General features: G+C 71.8%; 24 protein-coding genes. 15 read left to right on the plus strand and 9 right to left on the minus strand.

Annotated elements, in window-relative coordinates:
- Window positions 1-4: 4 nt before the first annotated feature.
- Together AWQ68_RS31750 and AWQ68_RS31755 are read left to right on the plus strand one after the other, a co-directional pair.
- Window positions 5-1,504 carry an ABC-F family ATP-binding cassette domain-containing protein gene (locus AWQ68_RS31750; RefSeq protein ID WP_066947587.1) on the plus strand — a complete coding sequence of 500 codons (1,500 nt, stop codon included), beginning with the start codon at window positions 5-7 and terminating at the stop codon, window positions 1,502-1,504.
- Window positions 1,498-2,328, plus strand: coding sequence for a Vgb family protein (locus tag AWQ68_RS31755; protein WP_066947590.1), 831 nt, complete (start codon window positions 1,498-1,500; stop codon window positions 2,326-2,328). The genes AWQ68_RS31750 and AWQ68_RS31755 overlap by 7 nt, the downstream gene beginning before the upstream one ends.
- 137 nt (window positions 2,329-2,465) lie before the next feature.
- Here AWQ68_RS31755 and AWQ68_RS31760 read toward each other — a convergent pair whose 3' ends face one another.
- The 3 genes from AWQ68_RS31760 to AWQ68_RS31770 form a co-directional block, all read right to left on the minus strand.
- Complete coding sequence (locus AWQ68_RS31760) at window positions 2,466-3,029, minus strand: hypothetical protein (RefSeq protein WP_157546002.1); 564 nt, start codon at window positions 3,027-3,029, stop codon at window positions 2,466-2,468.
- A gap of 75 nt (window positions 3,030-3,104) precedes the next feature.
- The gene (locus AWQ68_RS31765) at window positions 3,105-3,284 is read right to left on the minus strand and encodes a hypothetical protein (protein ID WP_066947595.1); all 180 of its coding nucleotides are present in this window, start codon (window positions 3,282-3,284) and stop codon (window positions 3,105-3,107) included.
- The gene (locus tag AWQ68_RS31770) at window positions 3,278-3,451 is read right to left on the minus strand and encodes a rhodanese-like domain-containing protein (protein ID WP_218007118.1); all 174 of its coding nucleotides are present in this window, start codon (window positions 3,449-3,451) and stop codon (window positions 3,278-3,280) included. Before AWQ68_RS31770 ends, AWQ68_RS31765 begins: the two co-directional genes overlap by 7 nt.
- A gap of 31 nt (window positions 3,452-3,482) precedes the next feature.
- On the opposite strand from AWQ68_RS31770, the gene AWQ68_RS31775 reads away from it, so the two are divergent.
- Window positions 3,483-3,722: an Lrp/AsnC ligand binding domain-containing protein gene (locus tag AWQ68_RS31775; protein ID WP_084464614.1), complete on the plus strand. Its 240-nt coding sequence runs from the start codon at window positions 3,483-3,485 to the stop codon at window positions 3,720-3,722.
- Here the strand turns inward: AWQ68_RS31775 and AWQ68_RS42965 are convergent.
- Window positions 3,709-3,855 carry a hypothetical protein gene (locus AWQ68_RS42965; protein ID WP_157546005.1) on the minus strand — a complete coding sequence of 49 codons (147 nt, stop codon included), beginning with the start codon at window positions 3,853-3,855 and terminating at the stop codon, window positions 3,709-3,711. The genes AWQ68_RS31775 and AWQ68_RS42965 overlap by 14 nt on opposite strands.
- Window positions 3,856-3,907: 52 nt before the next feature.
- Window positions 3,908-4,489 (minus strand): TetR/AcrR family transcriptional regulator, encoded by a 582-nt coding sequence (locus AWQ68_RS31780; RefSeq protein WP_066947598.1) that lies wholly within the window; start codon window positions 4,487-4,489, stop codon window positions 3,908-3,910.
- A gap of 107 nt (window positions 4,490-4,596) precedes the next feature.
- Here AWQ68_RS31780 and AWQ68_RS31785 point away from each other — a divergent pair, with 107 nt between their 5' ends.
- Entirely contained in the window at window positions 4,597-5,673 is a 1,077-nt protein-coding gene (locus tag AWQ68_RS31785; RefSeq protein WP_084464615.1) for a Gfo/Idh/MocA family protein, read from the plus strand.
- A gap of 341 nt (window positions 5,674-6,014) precedes the next feature.
- Window positions 6,015-6,656, plus strand: coding sequence for a response regulator transcription factor (locus AWQ68_RS31790; protein ID WP_066947601.1), 642 nt, complete (start codon window positions 6,015-6,017; stop codon window positions 6,654-6,656).
- A 17-nt stretch (window positions 6,657-6,673) separates the two neighbouring features.
- On the opposite strand, the gene AWQ68_RS31795 is transcribed toward AWQ68_RS31790, so the two are convergent.
- Window positions 6,674-7,387 (minus strand): hypothetical protein, encoded by a 714-nt coding sequence (locus AWQ68_RS31795; RefSeq protein WP_245656292.1) that lies wholly within the window; start codon window positions 7,385-7,387, stop codon window positions 6,674-6,676.
- Between the two features lie 95 nt (window positions 7,388-7,482).
- On the opposite strand from AWQ68_RS31795, the gene AWQ68_RS31800 reads away from it, so the two are divergent.
- From AWQ68_RS31800 to AWQ68_RS31835, 8 genes are all read left to right on the plus strand, one after another.
- A complete protein-coding gene (locus AWQ68_RS31800; RefSeq protein ID WP_066947607.1) occupies window positions 7,483-8,508 on the plus strand; it encodes an AAA family ATPase in 1,026 nt (341 codons plus the stop codon).
- Window positions 8,509-8,515: 7 nt separating this feature from the next.
- The gene (locus tag AWQ68_RS31805) at window positions 8,516-9,430 is read left to right on the plus strand and encodes a DUF58 domain-containing protein (protein WP_066947609.1); all 915 of its coding nucleotides are present in this window, start codon (window positions 8,516-8,518) and stop codon (window positions 9,428-9,430) included.
- Window positions 9,430-10,377 carry a VWA domain-containing protein gene (locus AWQ68_RS31810; RefSeq protein ID WP_066947613.1) on the plus strand — a complete coding sequence of 316 codons (948 nt, stop codon included), beginning with the start codon at window positions 9,430-9,432 and terminating at the stop codon, window positions 10,375-10,377. Before AWQ68_RS31805 ends, AWQ68_RS31810 begins: the two co-directional genes overlap by 1 nt.
- Window positions 10,378-10,399: 22 nt before the next feature.
- Window positions 10,400-10,993 (plus strand): class I SAM-dependent methyltransferase, encoded by a 594-nt coding sequence (locus AWQ68_RS31815; protein WP_066947616.1) that lies wholly within the window; start codon window positions 10,400-10,402, stop codon window positions 10,991-10,993.
- On the plus strand, window positions 10,990-11,547 hold the full coding sequence (locus AWQ68_RS31820) for a TrmH family RNA methyltransferase (protein WP_066947619.1): 558 nt from the start codon (window positions 10,990-10,992) through the stop codon (window positions 11,545-11,547). The genes AWQ68_RS31815 and AWQ68_RS31820 overlap by 4 nt, the downstream gene beginning before the upstream one ends.
- Before the next feature lie 118 nt (window positions 11,548-11,665).
- Window positions 11,666-12,457, plus strand: a complete 792-nt coding sequence (locus AWQ68_RS31825; RefSeq protein ID WP_066947620.1) for a glycerophosphodiester phosphodiesterase family protein — start codon at window positions 11,666-11,668, stop codon at window positions 12,455-12,457.
- A gap of 51 nt (window positions 12,458-12,508) precedes the next feature.
- Window positions 12,509-13,927 (plus strand): MFS transporter, encoded by a 1,419-nt coding sequence (locus AWQ68_RS31830; RefSeq protein WP_066947623.1) that lies wholly within the window; start codon window positions 12,509-12,511, stop codon window positions 13,925-13,927.
- Window positions 13,928-14,049: 122 nt separating this feature from the next.
- Window positions 14,050-14,394, plus strand: coding sequence for an RNA polymerase-binding protein RbpA (locus AWQ68_RS31835; protein ID WP_066947626.1), 345 nt, complete (start codon window positions 14,050-14,052; stop codon window positions 14,392-14,394).
- Between the two features lie 104 nt (window positions 14,395-14,498).
- On the opposite strand, the gene AWQ68_RS31840 is transcribed toward AWQ68_RS31835, so the two are convergent.
- Window positions 14,499-14,783, minus strand: a complete 285-nt coding sequence (locus tag AWQ68_RS31840; RefSeq protein WP_066947629.1) for a DUF2218 domain-containing protein — start codon at window positions 14,781-14,783, stop codon at window positions 14,499-14,501.
- Window positions 14,784-14,889: 106 nt separating this feature from the next.
- Between AWQ68_RS31840 and AWQ68_RS31845 the strand changes: the two genes are divergently transcribed.
- Window positions 14,890-15,417 (plus strand): MarR family winged helix-turn-helix transcriptional regulator, encoded by a 528-nt coding sequence (locus tag AWQ68_RS31845; protein WP_066947632.1) that lies wholly within the window; start codon window positions 14,890-14,892, stop codon window positions 15,415-15,417.
- Here the strand turns inward: AWQ68_RS31845 and AWQ68_RS31850 are convergent.
- Window positions 15,377-16,000 carry a TetR/AcrR family transcriptional regulator gene (locus AWQ68_RS31850; protein ID WP_066947635.1) on the minus strand — a complete coding sequence of 208 codons (624 nt, stop codon included), beginning with the start codon at window positions 15,998-16,000 and terminating at the stop codon, window positions 15,377-15,379. The genes AWQ68_RS31845 and AWQ68_RS31850 overlap by 41 nt on opposite strands.
- Before the next feature lie 192 nt (window positions 16,001-16,192).
- Here AWQ68_RS31850 and AWQ68_RS31855 point away from each other — a divergent pair, with 192 nt between their 5' ends.
- Window positions 16,193-17,182 (plus strand): zinc-binding dehydrogenase, encoded by a 990-nt coding sequence (locus AWQ68_RS31855; protein WP_066947638.1) that lies wholly within the window; start codon window positions 16,193-16,195, stop codon window positions 17,180-17,182.
- 24 nt (window positions 17,183-17,206) lie between these two features.
- Here the strand turns inward: AWQ68_RS31855 and AWQ68_RS31860 are convergent, their stop codons facing one another.
- Complete coding sequence (locus tag AWQ68_RS31860) at window positions 17,207-18,214, minus strand: phosphotransferase enzyme family protein (protein ID WP_066947641.1); 1,008 nt, start codon at window positions 18,212-18,214, stop codon at window positions 17,207-17,209.
- Between the last annotated feature and the right edge of the window lie 38 nt (window positions 18,215-18,252).

Raw genomic sequence — 18,252 nt, forward strand, 5'->3', positions numbered from 1 at the left:
TTTCCTGACCACTCAGCTCTCCCTCAAGGGAGTCTCGAAGTCTTACGGCGAGCGCCGAGTCCTCGACCAGATCACCTTCAACGTCCGCCCCGGCGAGCGCGCGGGGATCGTGGGCGAGAACGGTTCCGGCAAGTCCACGCTGCTCCGGATGATCGCCGAGGTGGAGATACCGGACGACGGCGAGGTGACGGTGTCGGCGGCCGGTGGTGTCGGCTACCTGAGCCAGACCCTCGACCTGCCGGGCGACCACACCGTCCAACAGGCGATCGACGCCGCCCTGGCCGAGCTGCGTGCGCTCGAGCGCGGCGTTCAGGAGGCCGCCGAGGCGCAGGACATGGTCAGGTACGGCGAGCTGCTCACCGCCTTCGAGGCCAGGGGCGGATACGAGGCCGACGCCCGCGTGGACAAGGCGCTGCACGGGCTGGGCCTGGCTCAGATCGAGCGCTCGCGCGTGCTGTCGAGCCTGTCCGGCGGCGAGCAGGCACGGCTGGGTCTGGCCTGCGTGCTGGCGGCCTCGCCGGAGATCCTGCTGCTCGACGAGCCGACCAACCACCTCGACGAGGCGGCGATGACCTGGCTGGAGGATCGGCTGCGCGAGCACAAGGGCACGGTGGTGACCGTCTCGCACGACCGGATCTTCCTGGACCGGGTGGCGACGGCGATCCTCGAGGTCGAGGGCGGCACGATCACCAGGTTCGGGGGCGGCTACAGCGGGTTCCTGGCCGAGAAGGCGGCGGCCAGGCTGCGCTGGGAGCAGGCCTACGCCGACTGGCAGGACGAGATCCGGCAGGTCAAGGAGTTCGCCGCGACCACCGCGCACCGCGTCGCCGTCGGCCGGGCCATGAAGGACAACAACAAGATGGCCTATGACCGCAACGCCGGGCGCGTGCAGAGCTCGGTGGCCTCGCGGGTACGGCAGGCCCAGGAGCGCCTGCGCCGTCTGGAGGAGAGCCCGGTCCCGCGCCCGCCCAGGCGGCTGCGCTTCCGCGGGACGTTCGCGCCCGCCGGTGCGCGTACGGGCACGCTCGTGCAGCTCGACCAGCTGCGGATCGCGGCGGGCGACCGGCTGCTGATCCACGGACCCAACGGCGCGGGCAAGTCGACGCTGCTCGCCGCGATCGCGGCCGAGGCCGGCGCGCGGGCCGGTTACCTCCCGCAGGAGGTGACGTTCGATCCAGACAAGACGGTCATCGAGACCTACGGCGGAGACGCGGCGGCGCTGATGGCGACCGGCCTCTTCCCTCCGGAGGCGCTCGGACTCAAGGTCGGCGCGCTGTCGGTGGGCCAGCGGCGGCGGCTGGCGTTGGCCATGCTGCTGGCGGGCGAGCACGATCTGCTGCTGCTCGACGAGCCCACCAACCACCTCTCGCTCACCCTGGTCGAGGAGCTCGAAGAGGCGCTCGACGGCTACGGCGGCGCGCTCGTGGTGGTCACGCACGACCGGGCGCTGCGGCGCCGTTTCACCGGCACGGAGATCTCACTTTCAGGGGGCTACGTATGTTGATCAATGGTTCTCCTTACGGCGTCGTCACCGGTCCCGACGGCGCGCTGTGGTTCACGCTCGTCCATCAGGGACAGATCGGGCGGGTCGTACCGGGCGAGGAGCCCACGATCTTCCAGCTCGATCCTGCCGACGGCCAACCCACCGTGATCACCGTGGGGCATGACGCATCGTTGTGGTTCACCGAGTTCGTCGGTGGCCGGATCGGGCGGATCACCCTGGACGGCACAGTCACCGCCTTCGAGGTGGCCTCGCCGTATGGCATCGCCGCCGGCCCCGACGGGGCCATGTGGTTCACCCAGCTCCAGGGTGATCGGATCGGCCGCATCACCGCGGCGGGCGAGGTCACCCTCCACCCGCTGCCCACCGAAGGCGCGATGCCGTCGGCGATCGCGGCGGGGCCTGACGGCGCGCTCTGGTTCACGCTCAACCAGGGCAACGCGATCGGCCGCATAACCGTCGACGGCGAGGTGACGCAGTACGCGCTGCCCACGGCAGGCGCCGCTCCGGTGGGCATCTGCGCCGGACCGGACGAGGCGCTGTGGTTCGTGGAGATCGGCGCGGGCCAGGTGGGCCGGATCGACACCTCCGGCGCGATCAGCGAGTTCCCGCTGCCTGATCGAGCCGCCAGGCCGCACGCCATCGTGACCGGCCGGGACGGCGCCCTCTGGTTCACCGAGTGGGGCATCGGCAAGCTGGGCCGCATCACCACCGAGGGCAAGATCGAGGAGTATCCGCTGGAGGGCGCCGAACCCCACGGGCTCACGGTCGGGCCCGACGGCGCGATCTGGGTCGCGATGGAGTCCGGGGCCCTGGTGCGGAGCTGACCAGGCCGCGACGACATGCCTGAAGCCTTCATGACCCTTGCCACCGCCATCATCTGCCGGCGACGCCTCGTCCGCTGATCATTGTGTTAGAGCTTCTCAGGAACGTAAGGCCAGGCCGGATGTCCGGCCTGCCTGGATCACGGCCCGTTTTGTACTCCTTCGATGATCATGTTCGCGGATCTAGAACGTGCGCAGCCATTGGCGGAGGCGGTCGACGAGGTTACGCCGTGCTCGATCTGGTCGTTCCGGTAGACCAGACCGTCCGCCTCGCCCGTGCAGGAGCCCCACGTCAGGCGCGAGTCCAGGGCGGTCGGCTGCCTGCACATCTGCTCGCCTGGCATGACCTGGTCGTACGCGTTGATCATGATGTACCGGTCAGGCGGGACCGCGTCCGGGTTCTTGGGGTGGAAGCTTTGGCCGCCCGGCCCGTTGCCGTAGTCGCGCTTGCCGGTGGGCAGGTAGCCGGGGATGGCGACCACGTAGGTGGTCTCCCTGTGAACGCCGTTGGCGGCCAGCCGCACCTCCAGTTCGTCCGGTGACTCGTGGCGCAGTACGACCACGCCGGCGCCGGTCAGCACCAGGCTCAGCCCGAGCGCGGCGGTGCTGAACTGCCAGCCGCGCAGGAACATCGCGGCCACCAGAGCGAACGGGATCCCTTCAAGAAGGAACGTCAACAGTGGGTTGCGGCTTACTCCGAGCATGGCGACGTCGGTCGCTGCCCACCCCAGGGCCCACCCAACGGTTCCCCCACCCATGACCAGCAGCGCCCAGAGCACTCAGCGACCGCCGGTCGCACCGAGAACCGACGCTTTACGGGCGGCCGCAATCACCACGATCAGGTAGACCAGGACGGCCACGCCCGCCAGGGCGATGACGCCCAACAGGCGGGTGAAGGCTGTGCCCGTCCCGCCCTGGATAACGTGCTTCTCAACCGCCGGTCCGACGTCGTTCAGCATGCGCAGGTGAGGGAGCCCACCGGCGCGGTCAGCGGGTCGGCCGCGCGCCGCGAGACACCGGTCACGCCCTCGATCGGGAAACCCTCGCGGATCCGGTACTCGATGCCGCCGATCATCTCCTTGACCCGGTACCCGAGCGTGGCCAGGGCGAGCGCCGCGCGGGTCACGCCGTCACAGCCCGGACCCCAGCAGTAGGTGATGACCGGCTACAAACCGTTCCACGATCTGGTCGACACGACTCCTGAGATCCTCGAGGCCCACCACGTGACCGGGGGAGACTGCTTCGCCCTGAAGGTCGTCGCCCGCTCGATGCGCCACCTGGAACTGACCACCGGCCGGATCGCCGGGCTGGGATCCGTCACCACCAGCGTCGTCTATTCGAGCCCACTCAGGAGCCGCGCGATCACGACCACAGGAGAACAGATCAGGCGAGTGTGAGCTGGCGGAAGGGAGAGCGGCGGCGACGCCGGCGACGGGCGGCCCGGTCGATGTCGTACGCCTCCGCCAGGCCGCGCACCTGCTCGGCGTGAAGCTCGGCGAGGCCGTGGGCACCGGCGCAGCGCCGTGACACGCCGCCCGGCTCGAAGGTACTGACCGGTGCCTGGGCGACGCTGAAGGCCGGGTCAGGCCGGCAGGAGGGCCCGTAGGGCCAGGTCGGCGACCTCGCGGATCTCCTTGCGGGTACGGCCCGCGGCCGCCTGGACCGCAATGCCGTCGGTGATGGTGTGGACGAGCCGGGCCAGAGTGGCCGGGTCCTGGCCGGGGGGCAGGTCGAGAGCTTGCTCAAGGCGCCGCCGAAGGGCCACCTCCCCGGCCATGCGGCAGGCCAGGGCCAGCTCGCGGACGGGGGCGGCGTCGGCGCCGCACGCGTGGACGGTATTCACATTCAGGCAGCCAGGGGGCGTGCGCGGTCCGGTGGTCAGCTCGACCGCCCCGTGGATCAGGCGCTCGACAACCTCCCGTACGGTGGCCGCCGCCAGAGCCTCGCGCGCGAACGCCCCCGGACCGCTGACGTAGCGGTCGAGGGCCTTGGCGAACAGTTGCTCTTTGGTGCCGAACGCCGCATAGAGGCTCGGCTTGTTGATGCCCATCGCCGCGGTCAGGTCCGACAGTGAGGTGCCCTCGTAGCCCTGCCGCCAGAACAGCTCAAGGGCGCGGTCGAGCGCGACGTCGGGATCGAAGGCGCGGGGGCGTCCTCCCGGCATGCCGTTCCTCCTCAGAGTTTTATACCTATCGGTACGTTACCTCTTGATTCCGCATCCGGCCTGCGTTATTTTCATACCGATCGGTACATAACTAGGAGGTCGGTGACGTGATCAGAACCGGAGTGGTAGGAGCCAGCGGGTGGGCCAGGGCTTCGCATCTGCCCGCTCTGACGGCGCTGTCGGAGTACGAGGTGACCGCGGTCGCGACGACCCGTCAGGAGAGCGCGGACCGGGTGGCGGCGGAGTACGGCGTGCCGCTGGCGTTCGCCGATCCGGGCATGCTCATCGCCCATGACCATGTGGAACTCGTCGTGGTGTCGGTGAAGGCTCCCGAGCACGCCAAAGTGATCAGGGCCGCCCTGGAGGCGGGCAAGCACGTGCTGTCCGAGTGGCCGTTGACCGTGGACCCCACCGAGGCGGCCGAGCTGGCCGATCTCGCCTCGGCCGCCGGGGTGGTGCACGCCGTGTGCCTGCAGGGCCACCACTCGCCGGACATGCGGTTCGTCACGGACCTGATCGCCGACGGGAGGATCGGCCGCCTGGAGTCGGCGATCCTGGTGGCCTCCGGCAGTCCGCTGGGCGGCGCCAGCCTCCCCGCCGAACTCGCATGGAGCACTGAACCCGCGGGCGGCACATCAGTGCTGACGATCATGGCGGGCCATTTCCTGCCGATGCTGGAGCAGATGGCAGGCCGACTGGTGGAGGTAACGGCAAGACTTCCCCGCCTGCACGACCGGGTCGCCGTTGCAGGGACCGGGAAGACGGTCGTCAACCGGATGCCCAGCCAGGTACTGCTCCATGGGCTCCTCGACAGCGGCGCCACCGCCTCGATCGCGGTGCACGGAGGCAGCGGGAGCCCCGACGGGTTCTTCGTGAAGCTCGTGGGCTCCGAGGGGACGCTGACCGCCACGCAGCCCAGACCGGGCGTCTACATGCACTGGACCGACTGGGACATCAGGTCCGACGGCGAACGGGTGACCATCCCCGACGCGTACCGCACCGTCCCCTTCGACCCGGCGGCCGGACCGGTCGCCAACGTAGCGGCGCTCTACCAGGAGATCGCACGTGCGCTCGCTGAGGGGCGCCCCGCGTACCCCGACTTCCACGCCGCCGCGCGCCACCACCGGGTACTCGCGGCGATCGAACGCGCCGCGGAGAGCGGCGGAACGGAGCAAGTCTCCTGACGGGCCCCTCGGTGCGCCGCCTGGGCTCATGAGCATCACGTGAGCACCCGCACGGCACGCAGTTCCCCGGCCCGCCAGGTACGCGGGCCGGGGCGGAGCAGTTCACCCTGCCGCTGACGTCGGACAGGCAAGGGTCGCCACCGTGACCGCGCGGGGGCCGGCCGGTCCATCGCGTGATGTCGACATAGGGATGCCTGTGTCGACGGCGGCGCCCAGCTGACCACACCCTTGTTAACGTGTTCCAGCACCGCTCGGGGCCATTTCAGTCGTTGGGCCTGGTCGTTGACACATCAGCCGGACGGCATGCAAACCAACGGTTGGCAGCGTTCTAGGGTTGGGCCATGACGTTGAGCGTGGTGATCGTCGACGACGAGGACCTGATCCGTACGGGCCTGCGAATCATCATCGATTCCGAGCCCGGCCTCAGCGTCGTGGGCGAGGCATCGGACGGGGCCGAGGCGGTGTCGGTCGTCCGCGAGACGCGGCCGGACCTGGTGCTGATGGACGTGCGGATGCCGGCCGTGGACGGGATCCAGGCGACCCGCAGGATCCTGGCCGGGCAGGCGCCGCCCAAGGTGCTGGTCGTCACGACCTTCGAGAACGACGACTACGTCTACGAGGCGCTGCGGGCGGGGGCGAGCGGTTTCCTGCTCAAGCGCGCCCGGCCGGAGGAACTGGTGCACGCGATCCGGCTGGTGGCGTCGGGCGACTCGCTGCTCTTCCCGGCCGCGATCAGGTCGCTGACCGCCGCGCGCGGCGCCCGCCGCACGGTGCCGGGGATCGGCCGGCTCACCGCGCGCGAGGCGGACGTGCTGCGCCTGATGGCGCGCGGCCTGTCCAACGGCGAGATCGCGGCCGAGCTGGTGGTCGGGGCGGAGACGGTCAAGACGCACGTGCGGAACGTGCTGGCCAAGCTCGACGCCCGGGACCGGACCCAGGCGGTGATCTCCGCGTACGAGTCGGGCTTCGTCTCCCCCAGCTGATCGGGCGCGACGGGCCGCTAGATGTCCCCGCCGATGTCGTCGTCCTGGCCCGGGAGGGTGGTCCGGCGTTCCGTGCCTCCCTGCGACGGCGTCGGCGACTGCTCCCCGGGACGCGGCGAGGCCGGGGTCGGCGGCGGCGTGGGGACGACGACCGGCGGGGGCAGCGGGCGGATCGGCGGGGGGTCGCTCTCCATCCGGAACAACAGCAGCCATGCCATCACGATCATCAGCGTGACGAGGGTGCCCAGCAGCGCCGCGGCCAGGCCCACCGTGCGCCCGGTCATGACCGGCGGCGGCGCGGGCGGCGCGGGCGCGGGCAGCGCCGGGTCGCGGTCGCCCAGCCAGTACGGCACGAAGTCGGGCCCGTTGCGGTCGCCGAGCAGCATCCCCGACACCATGACCGGTTCGAGGAAACGCTCCGCCCCCGCCCCGCCCGGCGCGTACGGCACGGCCACCCAGGGAGCCGGCCCGCCGTCCATGGCGAGGACCGTCGGGGCCGCGCGCGACCCGCGCCGCCTTCCGCGCCGTTCGGCCTCCCGGGCGGCGGTGACGAACCGGTCCCTGGCCGCCGGGTCGAGGGCGGCGCCCCGGGTGAGGAGGGCGACGGAGACGACGCGGCCGTCGGGGCCCTGCCCGAGGTAGACGAGGCCGGCCGGGCCGGTCATCAGGCGGGCCTGCAGCACGAAGGGCCCCAGGTGGGGCGGGTCGCCGTACTGCAAAGGTGTGGCCATCCAGCTCATGAAAACACACCGGACGGTTCCGGCCGCCGACGCCGGGCACTGTGTGGGCATGGATTCTCCCGCCAAGTCACGATTGAATAACGCGCATGACCGTCGCGGATGAGCGCAGTGGACCGGATCGGGATCGGGCGGGGGACGACGACGCCGGGGCGTTGCGGGAGACCCTCGCCGGGGTGAGGCGCGTGATCGTCGGGCAGGACCACATGGTCGAGCGGCTGCTGGTCGCGCTGCTGGCCCGGGGCCACTGCCTGCTCGAGGGCGTCCCCGGGGTCGCCAAGACGCTGGCGGCCTCGACGCTGGCCACGGTGGTGGGCGGCACGTTCGCGCGGATCCAGTTCACCCCCGACCTGGTGCCGAGCGACATCGTGGGCACCCGCGTCTACCATCCGGGCAGCGAGCGGTTCGACGTGGAGCTCGGCCCGGTCTTCGTGAACTTCCTGCTCGCCGACGAGATCAACCGCGCCCCGGCGAAGGTGCAGTCGGCCCTGCTGGAGGTGATGGCCGAGCGGCAGGTCACCCTGGCGGGCCGGACGCATCCGCTGCCCCGGCCGTTCGTGGTGCTGGCGACGCAGAACCCGATCGAGTCCGAGGGGGTCTATCCGCTGCCGGAGGTGCAGCGGGACCGGTTCCTGTTCAAGGTGCGGGTGGCGCATCCGAGCGCGCGTGAGGAGCTGGAGATCCTGCAGCGGATGAGCGTGCGGCCGCCGGCGGCCCGGCCGGTGCTCGACCCCGACCGGCTGACCCGGCTGCAGGAGGCGGCGGAGCAGGTCTCCGTCCACCATCTGGTCGCCGACTACGTGGTGCGGCTGGTGATGGCCACCCGCTCCCCCTCCGAGTACGGCCTGCGCGAGCTGGAGGAGACGATCGAGGTCGGCGTCAGCCCGCGCGCCACGCTGGGCCTGATGGCGGCGGGGCGGGCGCTGGCGCTGCTGCGGGGGCGCGACTACCTGCTGCCCGACGACGTGCGGGACGTGGCGATCGACGTGATGGCGCACCGGCTGATGCTCACCTTCGACGCCCTCGCCGACGACGTGGACGCCGAGGACGTGGTGCGGCGCATCCTGGCGACCGTCCCCCCGCCGGTCGTGGTGTGGAACCAGGGCGCCAGGTGATCGGCTCATGAGCGCCGCGTCGCCGGATCTCGCCCTGCGACGCCTGGAGCTCACCGTGGTCCGGCGGCTGGACGGCCTGCTGCACGGCAACCACCAGGGGCTGGTCCCGGGGCCGGGCAGCGAGCTGGGCGACACCCGTGTCTACGTCCCGGGCGAGGACGACGTCCGCCGCATGGACTGGGCGGTCACCGCGCGCACCACCACCCCGCACGTGCGGGACCTGATCGCCGACCGCGAACTGGAGACGTGGGCCGTGGTGGACCTGTCGGCGAGCATGGACTTCGGCACCGCCGACATGGAGAAACGCGACCTGGTCGTCTCGGCGGTCGGCGCGATCGGGTTTCTGGCCGGCCGGGTCGGCGACCGGTTCGGCGCGTACATCCTGAACGGGGCGGAGGTCCGCCGCCATCCGGCGCGCGGCGGGCGGCCCGCCCTGTACGCGCTGCTGCGCCGGCTGGCGGACGCGCCGCGCGGGGCGGGGGCGGTGGACCTGGGCGCCGCGGTGGAGGCGCTGGCCACGGCCCACCACAAGCGGGGGCTGCGGGTGGTCGTCTCCGACTTCCTGGACGATCCGGACTCCTGGGAGCGGCCGATGCGCCGTCTCGCCTCCCGGCACCAGGTGCTGGCCGTCGAGGTGATCGACCCGCGCGAGCTGGAGCTGCCCGACGTGGGCCTGGTGGCGTTCCGCGATCCGGAGACCGGCCGGACCCGCGAGGTACACCTGTCGCGCCGGGTCCGCGAGCGGTACGCCGCCGCGGCGGGCATGCAGCGCGAGGCGACCCGGGCCGCGCTGCGCCGCGCCGGCGCGGCGCACCTGGTGCTGCGCACCGACCGGGACTGGGTGGCCGACATCGTCCAGTTCGTGCTCCGGCAGCGCCGCACCGCGCACCTGGCCCGGCGCCGTCAGACAGGAGGGCGCTGATGATCTTCCTTTCCGCGGGCTGGCTGTGGCTGTTCGTCCCGGTCGCACTCCTGGTCGGCGGGTACGTCGCGCTGCAGTTCGCCCGCCGCAGGTACGCCGTCCGGTTCACGAACCTGCGGCTGCTGTCGGTGGTCGCCCCGGACCGGCCGGCCTGGCGGCGGCATGTTCCCGCGGCGGTCTTCCTGGTGATGATGAGCGTCATGGTCCTGGCCGCCGCCCGCCCGGCGGGGAGCGTGCGTGTGCCGCGGGACCGGGCCACCATCATGATCGCGGTGGACATCTCGCTGTCGATGGAGGCCACGGACGTCCCGCCGAACCGGCTGGCCGCGGCCAGGCACGCGGCCCAGCAGTTCGTCGCCGATCTGCCCGAGCGCTTCAACGTGGGCGTGGTGGCGTTCGCGCGGTCGGCGTCCGTGGTCATCTCCCCGACCGCCGACCACACCGCCGTGATCACTGCGATCTCCAACCTGACCACCCGGCCCGGCACCGCGATCGGCGAGGCCGTGTTCGACTCGCTCGACGCGATCAGGTCGTTCGACCAGCGGGCGGTGACCGATCCGCCGCCCTCGGCGATCGTGCTGCTGTCCGACGGCGACAACACCTCGGGCCGCTCGGTGAACGAGGCGATCCAGGCCGCCGTGTCCGTCAAGATCCCCGTGTCCACCATCGCGTACGGCACGCCGACGGGAACCGTCACCATCGACAACCGGCCGGTGCAGGTCCCGGTGAACAAGGCCACCCTGCAGTCGCTCGCCGACGGCACCGGCGGTCGGGCGTACGAGGCGCAGTCGGGCAGCGAGCTGCGCGACGTCTACGCCCAGATCGGCACCTCGCTCGGGTACAAGATCGTGAACCAGGAGATCACCCAGCGGTTCATCCTGGTCGCGCTGCTGCTGGGCGCGGTGGCGGCCGGGACGGCCATGCTGCTGGGCGCACGGCTCCCCTGACCCGTTGGTAACGTCTCTGCACGTGGCACATTACTTCGAGGAGCGGCCGCGGACGGCCAGCCGGCCGGGCACGGTCACCCTGCTCCTCCCCGACCTGCATCTGCGGCTGGAGACCGACCGCGGGGTGTTCTCCCCCGACCGGATCGACGCGGGCACCCGCGTCCTGCTGGAGAGCGTGCCACCACCGCCCGCCGAGGGCGACCTGCTCGACCTGGGCTGCGGCTACGGCCCGATCGCACTGACCATGGCCTCGCGGGCGCCGGGCGCGACCGTGTGGGCGGTGGACGTGAACCGCCGCTCGGTGGAGCTGTGCGCGCGCAACGCCGAGGCCGCCGGCCTTGACAAAGTAAGGTCGGTTCACATCGACGAGGTGCCCGCCGACGTACGCTTCCGGGCGATCTGGTCCAACCCCGCCATCCGCATCGGCAAGCAGGCGCTGCACGAGATGCTGACCCGCTGGCTGGACCGGCTCACCCCCGACGGCGTCGCCTACCTGGTCGTCCAGAAGCACCTCGGCTCCGACTCCCTGCAGAACTGGCTGAACGAGCAGGGCTGGCCCACCACCCGGGCCGCCAGCCGGTCCGCCTACCGAATCCTCAAGGTGGAAGCGCGATGAGCACCCCGAACCCGCGCAGGCAGCTCCGTCCGACCGACGTCAAGCGGCTCAACCGCACCTGGCGCCGCGCGACCGGGTCCCGCCTCGCGCTGATCCTCGAATCGGTCACCGGACCGTTCAACGTCGGGTCCGTGTTCCGCACGGCCGCCGCGTTCGGCGTGGAGACGATCTGGCTGGCCGGGAACGCGACCCCGCCGACGAACCCCAAGGCGCAGAAGACCGCGCTGGGCACCGACCGGCTGGTCGAGTGGCACGAGCCGGTTCCCGCCGTCGAGGCCGTACGCGCGGCGAAGGAGGAGGGGTACCGCGTCGTCGCGGTCGAGCTGACCGGGGACGCCGCGCCGCTGCACGAGGCGAGCCTCGGCGGGGACGTCTGCCTGGTCGTCGGCAGCGAGGACCACGGCTGCTCCCCCGCGCTGCTGGAGGCGTCCGACGCGGTCGTCTACATCCCGCAGGTGGGCCGGGTGGGCTCGCTCAACGTGTCGGTGGCGGCGGCCATCGCGGTCGCCGAGGCGCGGCGGCAGGAGTGGACGGCGACGGCCGTTCACTCCTGATCGACGGCCGTTCACCCGTGATGGGCGGATGTTCACGGAGGGCTGGCTGACGGGCTGGGCCTCCAACCGGCATACTCCTGGTCATACTGGAGCTGATCCGAGGAGCGGTGACCAACGAATGACCCGGCGTCGCTTCGCCTTTCTCGACCACCCCGGGCCGCTCGCCTTCGCCCACCGGGGCGGGGCGGCCGAGGGGCGGGAGAACACCATGTCCGCCTTCGCGCGGGCGGTCGAGATCGGGTACACGTACCTGGAGACCGACGCGCACGCGACGGCCGACGGCGTGCTGCTCGCCTTCCACGACCACACGCTGGACCGGGTCACCGACCGCAAGGGCCGGATCTCCCAGCTCCCCTACCGCGAGGTGCGCAAGGCCCGCATCGGCGGCACGGAGGAGATCCCGCTGCTTGAGGACCTCCTCAGCGCCTGGCCGGACGTCCGGTTCAACATCGACGTGAAGGAGAGCACGTCCATCCTGCCGCTGGCCCGCGTGCTGCGCCGGACCAACGCCTACGACCGGGTCTGCCTTACCTCGTTCTCCGACCTGCGCCTGGCCCAGGCCCGCCGCGCCGTCGGCGTGCCGGTGTGCTCCTCGCTCGGGCCGCGCGGAGTGGCCGCGCTGCGCGCCGCCGCCATGGGATCGGGGTACGGCCGGCTGCTCGCCTCCCTCGCCCGCGCCGGGGTGCCCTGCGCCCAGGTGCCGATCGGCGTGCGCGGGCTGCGCGTCACCACCCGCTCCTTCGTCCGCACCGCGCACGCGCTCGGCATGCAGGTGCACGTCTGGACGGTGGACGACCCGGTGGTGATGCGCCGGCTGCTCGACCTCGGCGTCGACGGGATCATGACCGACAACATCACCGGCCTGCGCGACGTCCTCAAGGCGCGCGGCCAGTGGCATCCCCGCACCTGACACCCGCACCCGACACCCCGCCCCACGGCGGGCGCCCGGCGAGGAGGACGTGTGACCGCCCCCCAGGTCATCGACGAGACCCCGAAGGCACGCCTTCGGGAACAACGCGGCTGGTACTTCTACGACTGGGCCAACTCGGTCTTCTACACCACGATCATCTCGGTCTTCCTCGGGCCGTACCTGATCCCGGTCGCCAAGGCGGCGGCGTGCGGCAGGGACTTCCCCGGGATGCCGGTGGACGCCTGCGTGGCCGACTTCGACCGGCTGGCGACCGGCGGGCTGGGCTTCGTCGACGTCCTGGGCCTGGACATCCGGCCGGCCGCCTACTTCGGGCTCGTCATGACGGTGTCGGTGCTGGTGCAGATCGTCGCCCTGCCCGTGGTGGGCGCGCTCGCCGACCACACCGGCCGTAAGAAGGAGCTGCTCGGCGGCTTCGCGTACGTCGGGGCCCTGGCGACCATGGGCCTGTACTTCGTGGAGGGCGACCGCTACCTGCTCGGCGGCGTGCTCTTCACCGTGGCGAACCTGTCCTACGGCGCGTCGGTCGTGGTCTACGACTCGTTCTTGCCGCAGATCTCCACGCCGGACGAGCGGGACCGCGTCTCCTCGCGCGGATGGGCGATCGGCTACCTCGGCGGCGGCCTGCTGCTCGCGCTCAACCTCGTCCTCTACCTCGGCCGCGACGGCCTCGGCGTCAGCGAGGGCATGGCGGTGCGGATCAGCATGATGTCGGCCGGGATGTGGTGGGCGATCTTCACGGTCGTTCCGCTGCTCGCCCTGCGCAACCGGCCGGTCCCCGCCCATGAGACGACGGCGCTGCGGTCCGTGGGAGGCAGCTTCCGCCAGCTCGGGCGGACCATCGCGGAGCTGCGCCGCTATCCGCGCACGCTGCTGTTCCTGGTCGCCTACCTCGTCTACAACGACGGCGTCCAGACGGTGATCGGGAACTCGGCGGCGTACGCGTCGGAGGCGTTGAAGCTGAGCAAGGACGTGCAGATCAGCGCGGTCCTGATGGTGCAGTTCGTGGCGTTCGGCGGCGCGCTCCTGCTCGGCGCCCTCGCCGCCCGGTACGGCACCAAGCGCACCATCCTCGCGAGCCTGGTCGTCTGGACGGCGATCGTGGTCGTGGCGGTCTTCCTGGAGGAGGGCGCGGCGACGCAGTTCTACGTCTTGGGCTTCGCCATCGCCATCGTCCTCGGCGGCACGCAGGCGCTGTCGCGATCGCTGTTCTCGCAGGTGATCCCGAGCGGCAAGGAGGCGGAGTACTTCAGCCTGCTGCAGATCAGCGACAAGGGGTCGGCGTTCCTCGGATCGCTGACGATCACCCTGGCCCTGCAGTTCTCCAACAGCTACCGGATCGCGATCGTCTCGCTGGTCGTCTTCTTCGTGATCGGCTTCGGACTGCTGGTCGCGGTCAACATCCCGCGGGCCATCCGGGAGGCGGGCAACGAGGTGCCGGAGCGCATCTGAGCGATCGCAGGGCGCGAAGGGCGGTTGGATCGGGCTTCCTGTGGGAATCCCCACACGGTATCAAGCGTTGAACGCGGTGGAGACCGACCCCTCTCAGGCGGGGACCTCAGGAGGCATTAAGAATGGGCGAGCGTGCACTTCGCGGTACCCGGCTCGGCGCGACCAGCTACGAGAACGACCGCAACACCGATCTGGCTCCGCGCCAGGAGGTGTCCTACACCTGCCCCAAGGGCCATCGCACCACCGTGCCGCTTGCCGCCGAAGCCGAGATTCCGGCGAGCTGGGAGTGCCGCCACTGCGGGGCCACCGCTCTCCGGGTGGACGCCGAGCAGCCCCAGCAGAAGAAGGCGAAGCCGCCCAGGACCCACTGGGACATGCTGCTGGAGCGGCGCACGATCGAGGACCTCGAAGAGGTGCTCAACGAGCGCCTGGCGATCCTGCGGGCGCAGCGGCGCAAGAGCGCGTAAGGCACACGTCGGGTAGGACGACGGACAGACCGACCAAGGGCAACGCCCCCGGAGGGATTTCCCTCCGGGGGCGTCGCGCGTTCCGGGCCCCAGCGGGGGCGGAGTCACTCCCAGGTGACGGTGAGCTCGTTGCGCTGGCCGAACCGTTCGAGGTGACGGCCGAGCACGTCCTGAACGGCGCCCAGGGACTCCTCGTCCTCGGCGGTGGCGCGCATGACGAGGCGGTCGGCCTCCGGGGTCAGCAGGCCCTCGCCGCGCCCGGGAAAGGTCAGCCGGTAGCCGCCGTCGGGCAGCTCCTCGGCCTGGATCTTGCGCCCCAGATGCGAGGCGAGCTGCTTGGCGTACCGGGGGGCGGCGTCGGTCGCGACGTAGGCGATAGAGCTGGCCACGCGGATCCTCCTGCGTCAAACGGTCATCGATCAGCACATAACGGTCTTCCCAGACTATCCGCATCTCCCGCACGTTTGAATGTTCAATCATCGCTAGGCTGGGGTCATGTCCGGGACGCGATGGCTGAGCGACGAGGAGCAGCGGATCTGGCGGGCCTACCTGGCCGGCACACGGCTGCTCCATGAGGCCCTGGAGCGGCAGCTCCAGCGCGACTCGGGCATGCCGCACGCGTACTACATGATCCTCGCCATGCTGTCGGAGGCGTCGGACCGGACGCTGACGATGACCAGGCTCGCCCGCGTCACCGGGTTCTCCGCCAGCCGGCTCTCCCACGCCATGGCCCGCCTGGAGGAGAAGGGCTGGGTACGCCGGGTCAAGCACGAGCGCGACCGGCGCACGACCATGGCCGAGCTGACCGGCGAGGGGTTCACGGTCCTGGAGGCGGCCGCGCCCGGCCACGTCGAGGAGGTGCGCCGCCGCCTGTTCGACCCGCTCACCCCCGAGCAGGCCCAAGGGTTCCGCGACGCCCTGGCCGCCCTCATGGACGCGTACGCGCGCGAAGGGGACGACCTGGATACCGAGGACCCGCCCGTCACTCCTTGGGCGCCTGGATGCCCTCCAGGACCATGCTGAGGTAGCGCCGGGCGATCTCGTCGGCGGGCAGCCGGCCGCCGGGGCGGTACCAGCTCGCCGCCACCCATACCGTGTCGCGCAGGAACCGGTGCACCAGCGGCACGTCCAGGTCCGGCCGGAACTCGTGCTCCTTGATCCCCCGGTCGAGCAGCTCGCCCCACATGCGCTCGAACCGGTCCCAGGACTCGCCCAGGTAGGCGAAGCGCTCCCCCTCCGACAGGTGCCGCGACTCGTTCTGGTAGATCACCACGGCGGCCCGGTGCCGGTCGATCGCACGGAACGACTCCACGACGAGGCGCTCCATCGTCTCGCGCGCCCCCATCCCCGCGGCGAGCACCTCGTCGTAGCGGGCCCACAGGTCGTCGAGGAACGTGGAGAGGATCTCGTCGACGATCGACTCCTTGGAGTCGAAGTGGTAGTAGAGGCTGCCTCCGAGGATGCCCGCCGCGTCCGCGATCTCCCTGACGGTGGTGGCGGCATACCCTCGCGAGGCGAACACCTCGGCCGCGGTGGCGAGCAGCTCCGTGCGCCTGCCCGCCCGCGCGTTCGCGGTGCCCTTGTCGTCACGCCGTCGTGGACTCATCTGTGCCGGCTCCCTGGGTGCTCGGAGACGGGGCCGGTCCGCCCCGTCACGTGTACGAGCACTAGTCTCCCGTCTCCCGCCGGTCTCTCGGCCTAGGCCCTACGTCCGATGGCGGACGTGGGCGGCGCGGATCTACAACGGATGGCATGGGCCGCTCGGCCCGCGAAACATCGGACGAATCGGGAGACACCCATGCGCGCCATCCTCCTGCACGCCTTCGGCCCCGCGGAGAACCTCCGCTACGAGGAGGTCGCGGACCCCGCACCGGCCGCCGGCCAGGTGCGGATCGCCGTACGGGCGGCCGGGGTGCACCTGGTCGACACCGTGCTCCGTGCCGGGAACTACGGCGGCGGCCCCATCCCCGTCCCGGAGCTGCCCACGATCCCCGGACGCGAGGTCGCCGGGGTGGTCGACGCCGTCGGCGAGGGGACCGACCCCGCCTGGCTGGGCCGGCGCGTCGTCACCCACCTGGGCATGGTGCCCGGCGGCTACGCCGAGCTGGCCGTACGCGACGCCGGGGCGGTCCACGAGATCCCGGACGGCCTGGGGTACGAGGCGGCGGTCGCGATGATCGGGACCGGTCGCACCACCATGGGCATCCTGGACGTGGCCGCCTTCACCGCCGACGACGTCGCGCTGGTGACCGCCGCGGCGGGCGGTGTCGGCAACCTGCTCGTGCAGGCGGCGCTCGCCGCCGGGGCCACCGTCGTCGGGCTGGCGGGCGGCCCGGAGAAGGTCGCGCGGGTCCGCGCGCTGGGCGCCGCGCACGCCGTGGACTACACCGAGCCGGACTGGCCGCGGGCGGTGCGCGACGCGCTCGGCGACCGCCCGGCGACGGTGGGGCTGGACGGTGTCGGCGGCGCGCTGGGGCGCGGCGTGCTGGAGCTGCTGGGCGTCGGCGGCCGGCTGGTCCTGTTCGGCTGGGCCGACGCCGCGGACGGGCCGACCGAGATCACCACCGGGGACCTGTACGAGCGGGGACTGACCGCGACGGTCGCGGTCGGCCCTCGGGTGCTGAACCGGCCCGGGGGCCTGCGCGGCCTGGAGGAGCGGGCGCTGGCCGCGGCGGCGGGCGGCGCGCTGGTCCCGCTGACGCAGGCGTTCGCGCTCAAGGACGCCGCCGCCGCGCACGCCGCGCTGGAGAGCCGGGCCACGACGGGCAAGGTCGTCCTCGTGCCCTGACCGGCTCCGGCCGGCGGGAACGGGTCAGAGGGAGCCGGCGAGATAGCGCTCGGCCAGCTCGCAGCTCCCCTCGGTGTATCCGGCGCCGAGCTCGCGGGCGATGTCGACGGCCGAGTGGGTGCCGATCCAGGCCACCAGCAGCAGCCGCCGGAACAGGATGAAGGTCCAGATCTCGCGCTCCTCCTCCTTCCCCAGGGGGAGGACGGCGCGATATCCTCGCAACCAGGAGTCGATCATCTCGGGCACCCGGGGGTGGTGCTCGATGAAGCTGAGCGCCGCGCCGAGGTCGTAGAGGTACCAGCCGAACCCGCAGTCGTCGAAGTCGATGACGTGCGGTGTGCGGGCCCCCTCGACGAGGAGGTTGGCGAGCCGCAGGTCGGCGTGGATCAGGCCGTAGCGGTCGTTCCCCCGCCCGAAGGCGGCGAGCCGCCGCCGCAGCTCGGCGTCCAGCCGCCCCAGGACGGCGGCGGCTTCGCCGTGGACCGCGACGCCGTCCTGCCAGCGTCCCCAGCGGGATTCGGCGCCGAGCGCGGCGTCGTAGTCCCAGTGGAAGCGGTGGAAGCCGGGGGGTCGCCGCCAGCCGCGCGCGTGCCGGTGCATGCGCGCGGTGAGCGCGCCGAGCCGTTCGAAGTCCTCGACCAGACGGTCCTCGGACGGCTCGCTCCCGGGCAGGTGCTCGAACATCACGCAGTGGCGCCGCTCGCCGCCCGGTCCGTCGATCGCGAGGATCCGGGCGCCGGCGGCGGAGCGGATCACCCGGGGGGTGCGTACGCCCGCCTCCTCGCGCAGCGCCTCCAGCCAGTCCAGCTCGGACGCGATCGCCCGTTCGGAGTGGTAGCCGAGGCGGTGCACGCGCAGGATCGAGCGCCGGCCGGTGGTCGGGTCGTCCACCAGGTACGTCGCGTTCTCCGAGACGTTGATCAGCGTCGCGGACGCCTCCGGCGACAGGGCGTGGTGGCGCAGCGCCCGGCGGGCGACCAGGTCGGTCCGCGCCAGCACCTCCGCGCCGCCGGAGAGGTCGTGTTCCCGCATGCGCTGTCCTCCGAGGGGGCGGGCAAGGGCGGCAAGGT

The organism is Microtetraspora fusca (genome assembly GCF_001570365.1).
Lineage (GTDB): Bacteria > Actinomycetota > Actinomycetes > Streptosporangiales > Streptosporangiaceae > Microtetraspora > Microtetraspora fusca.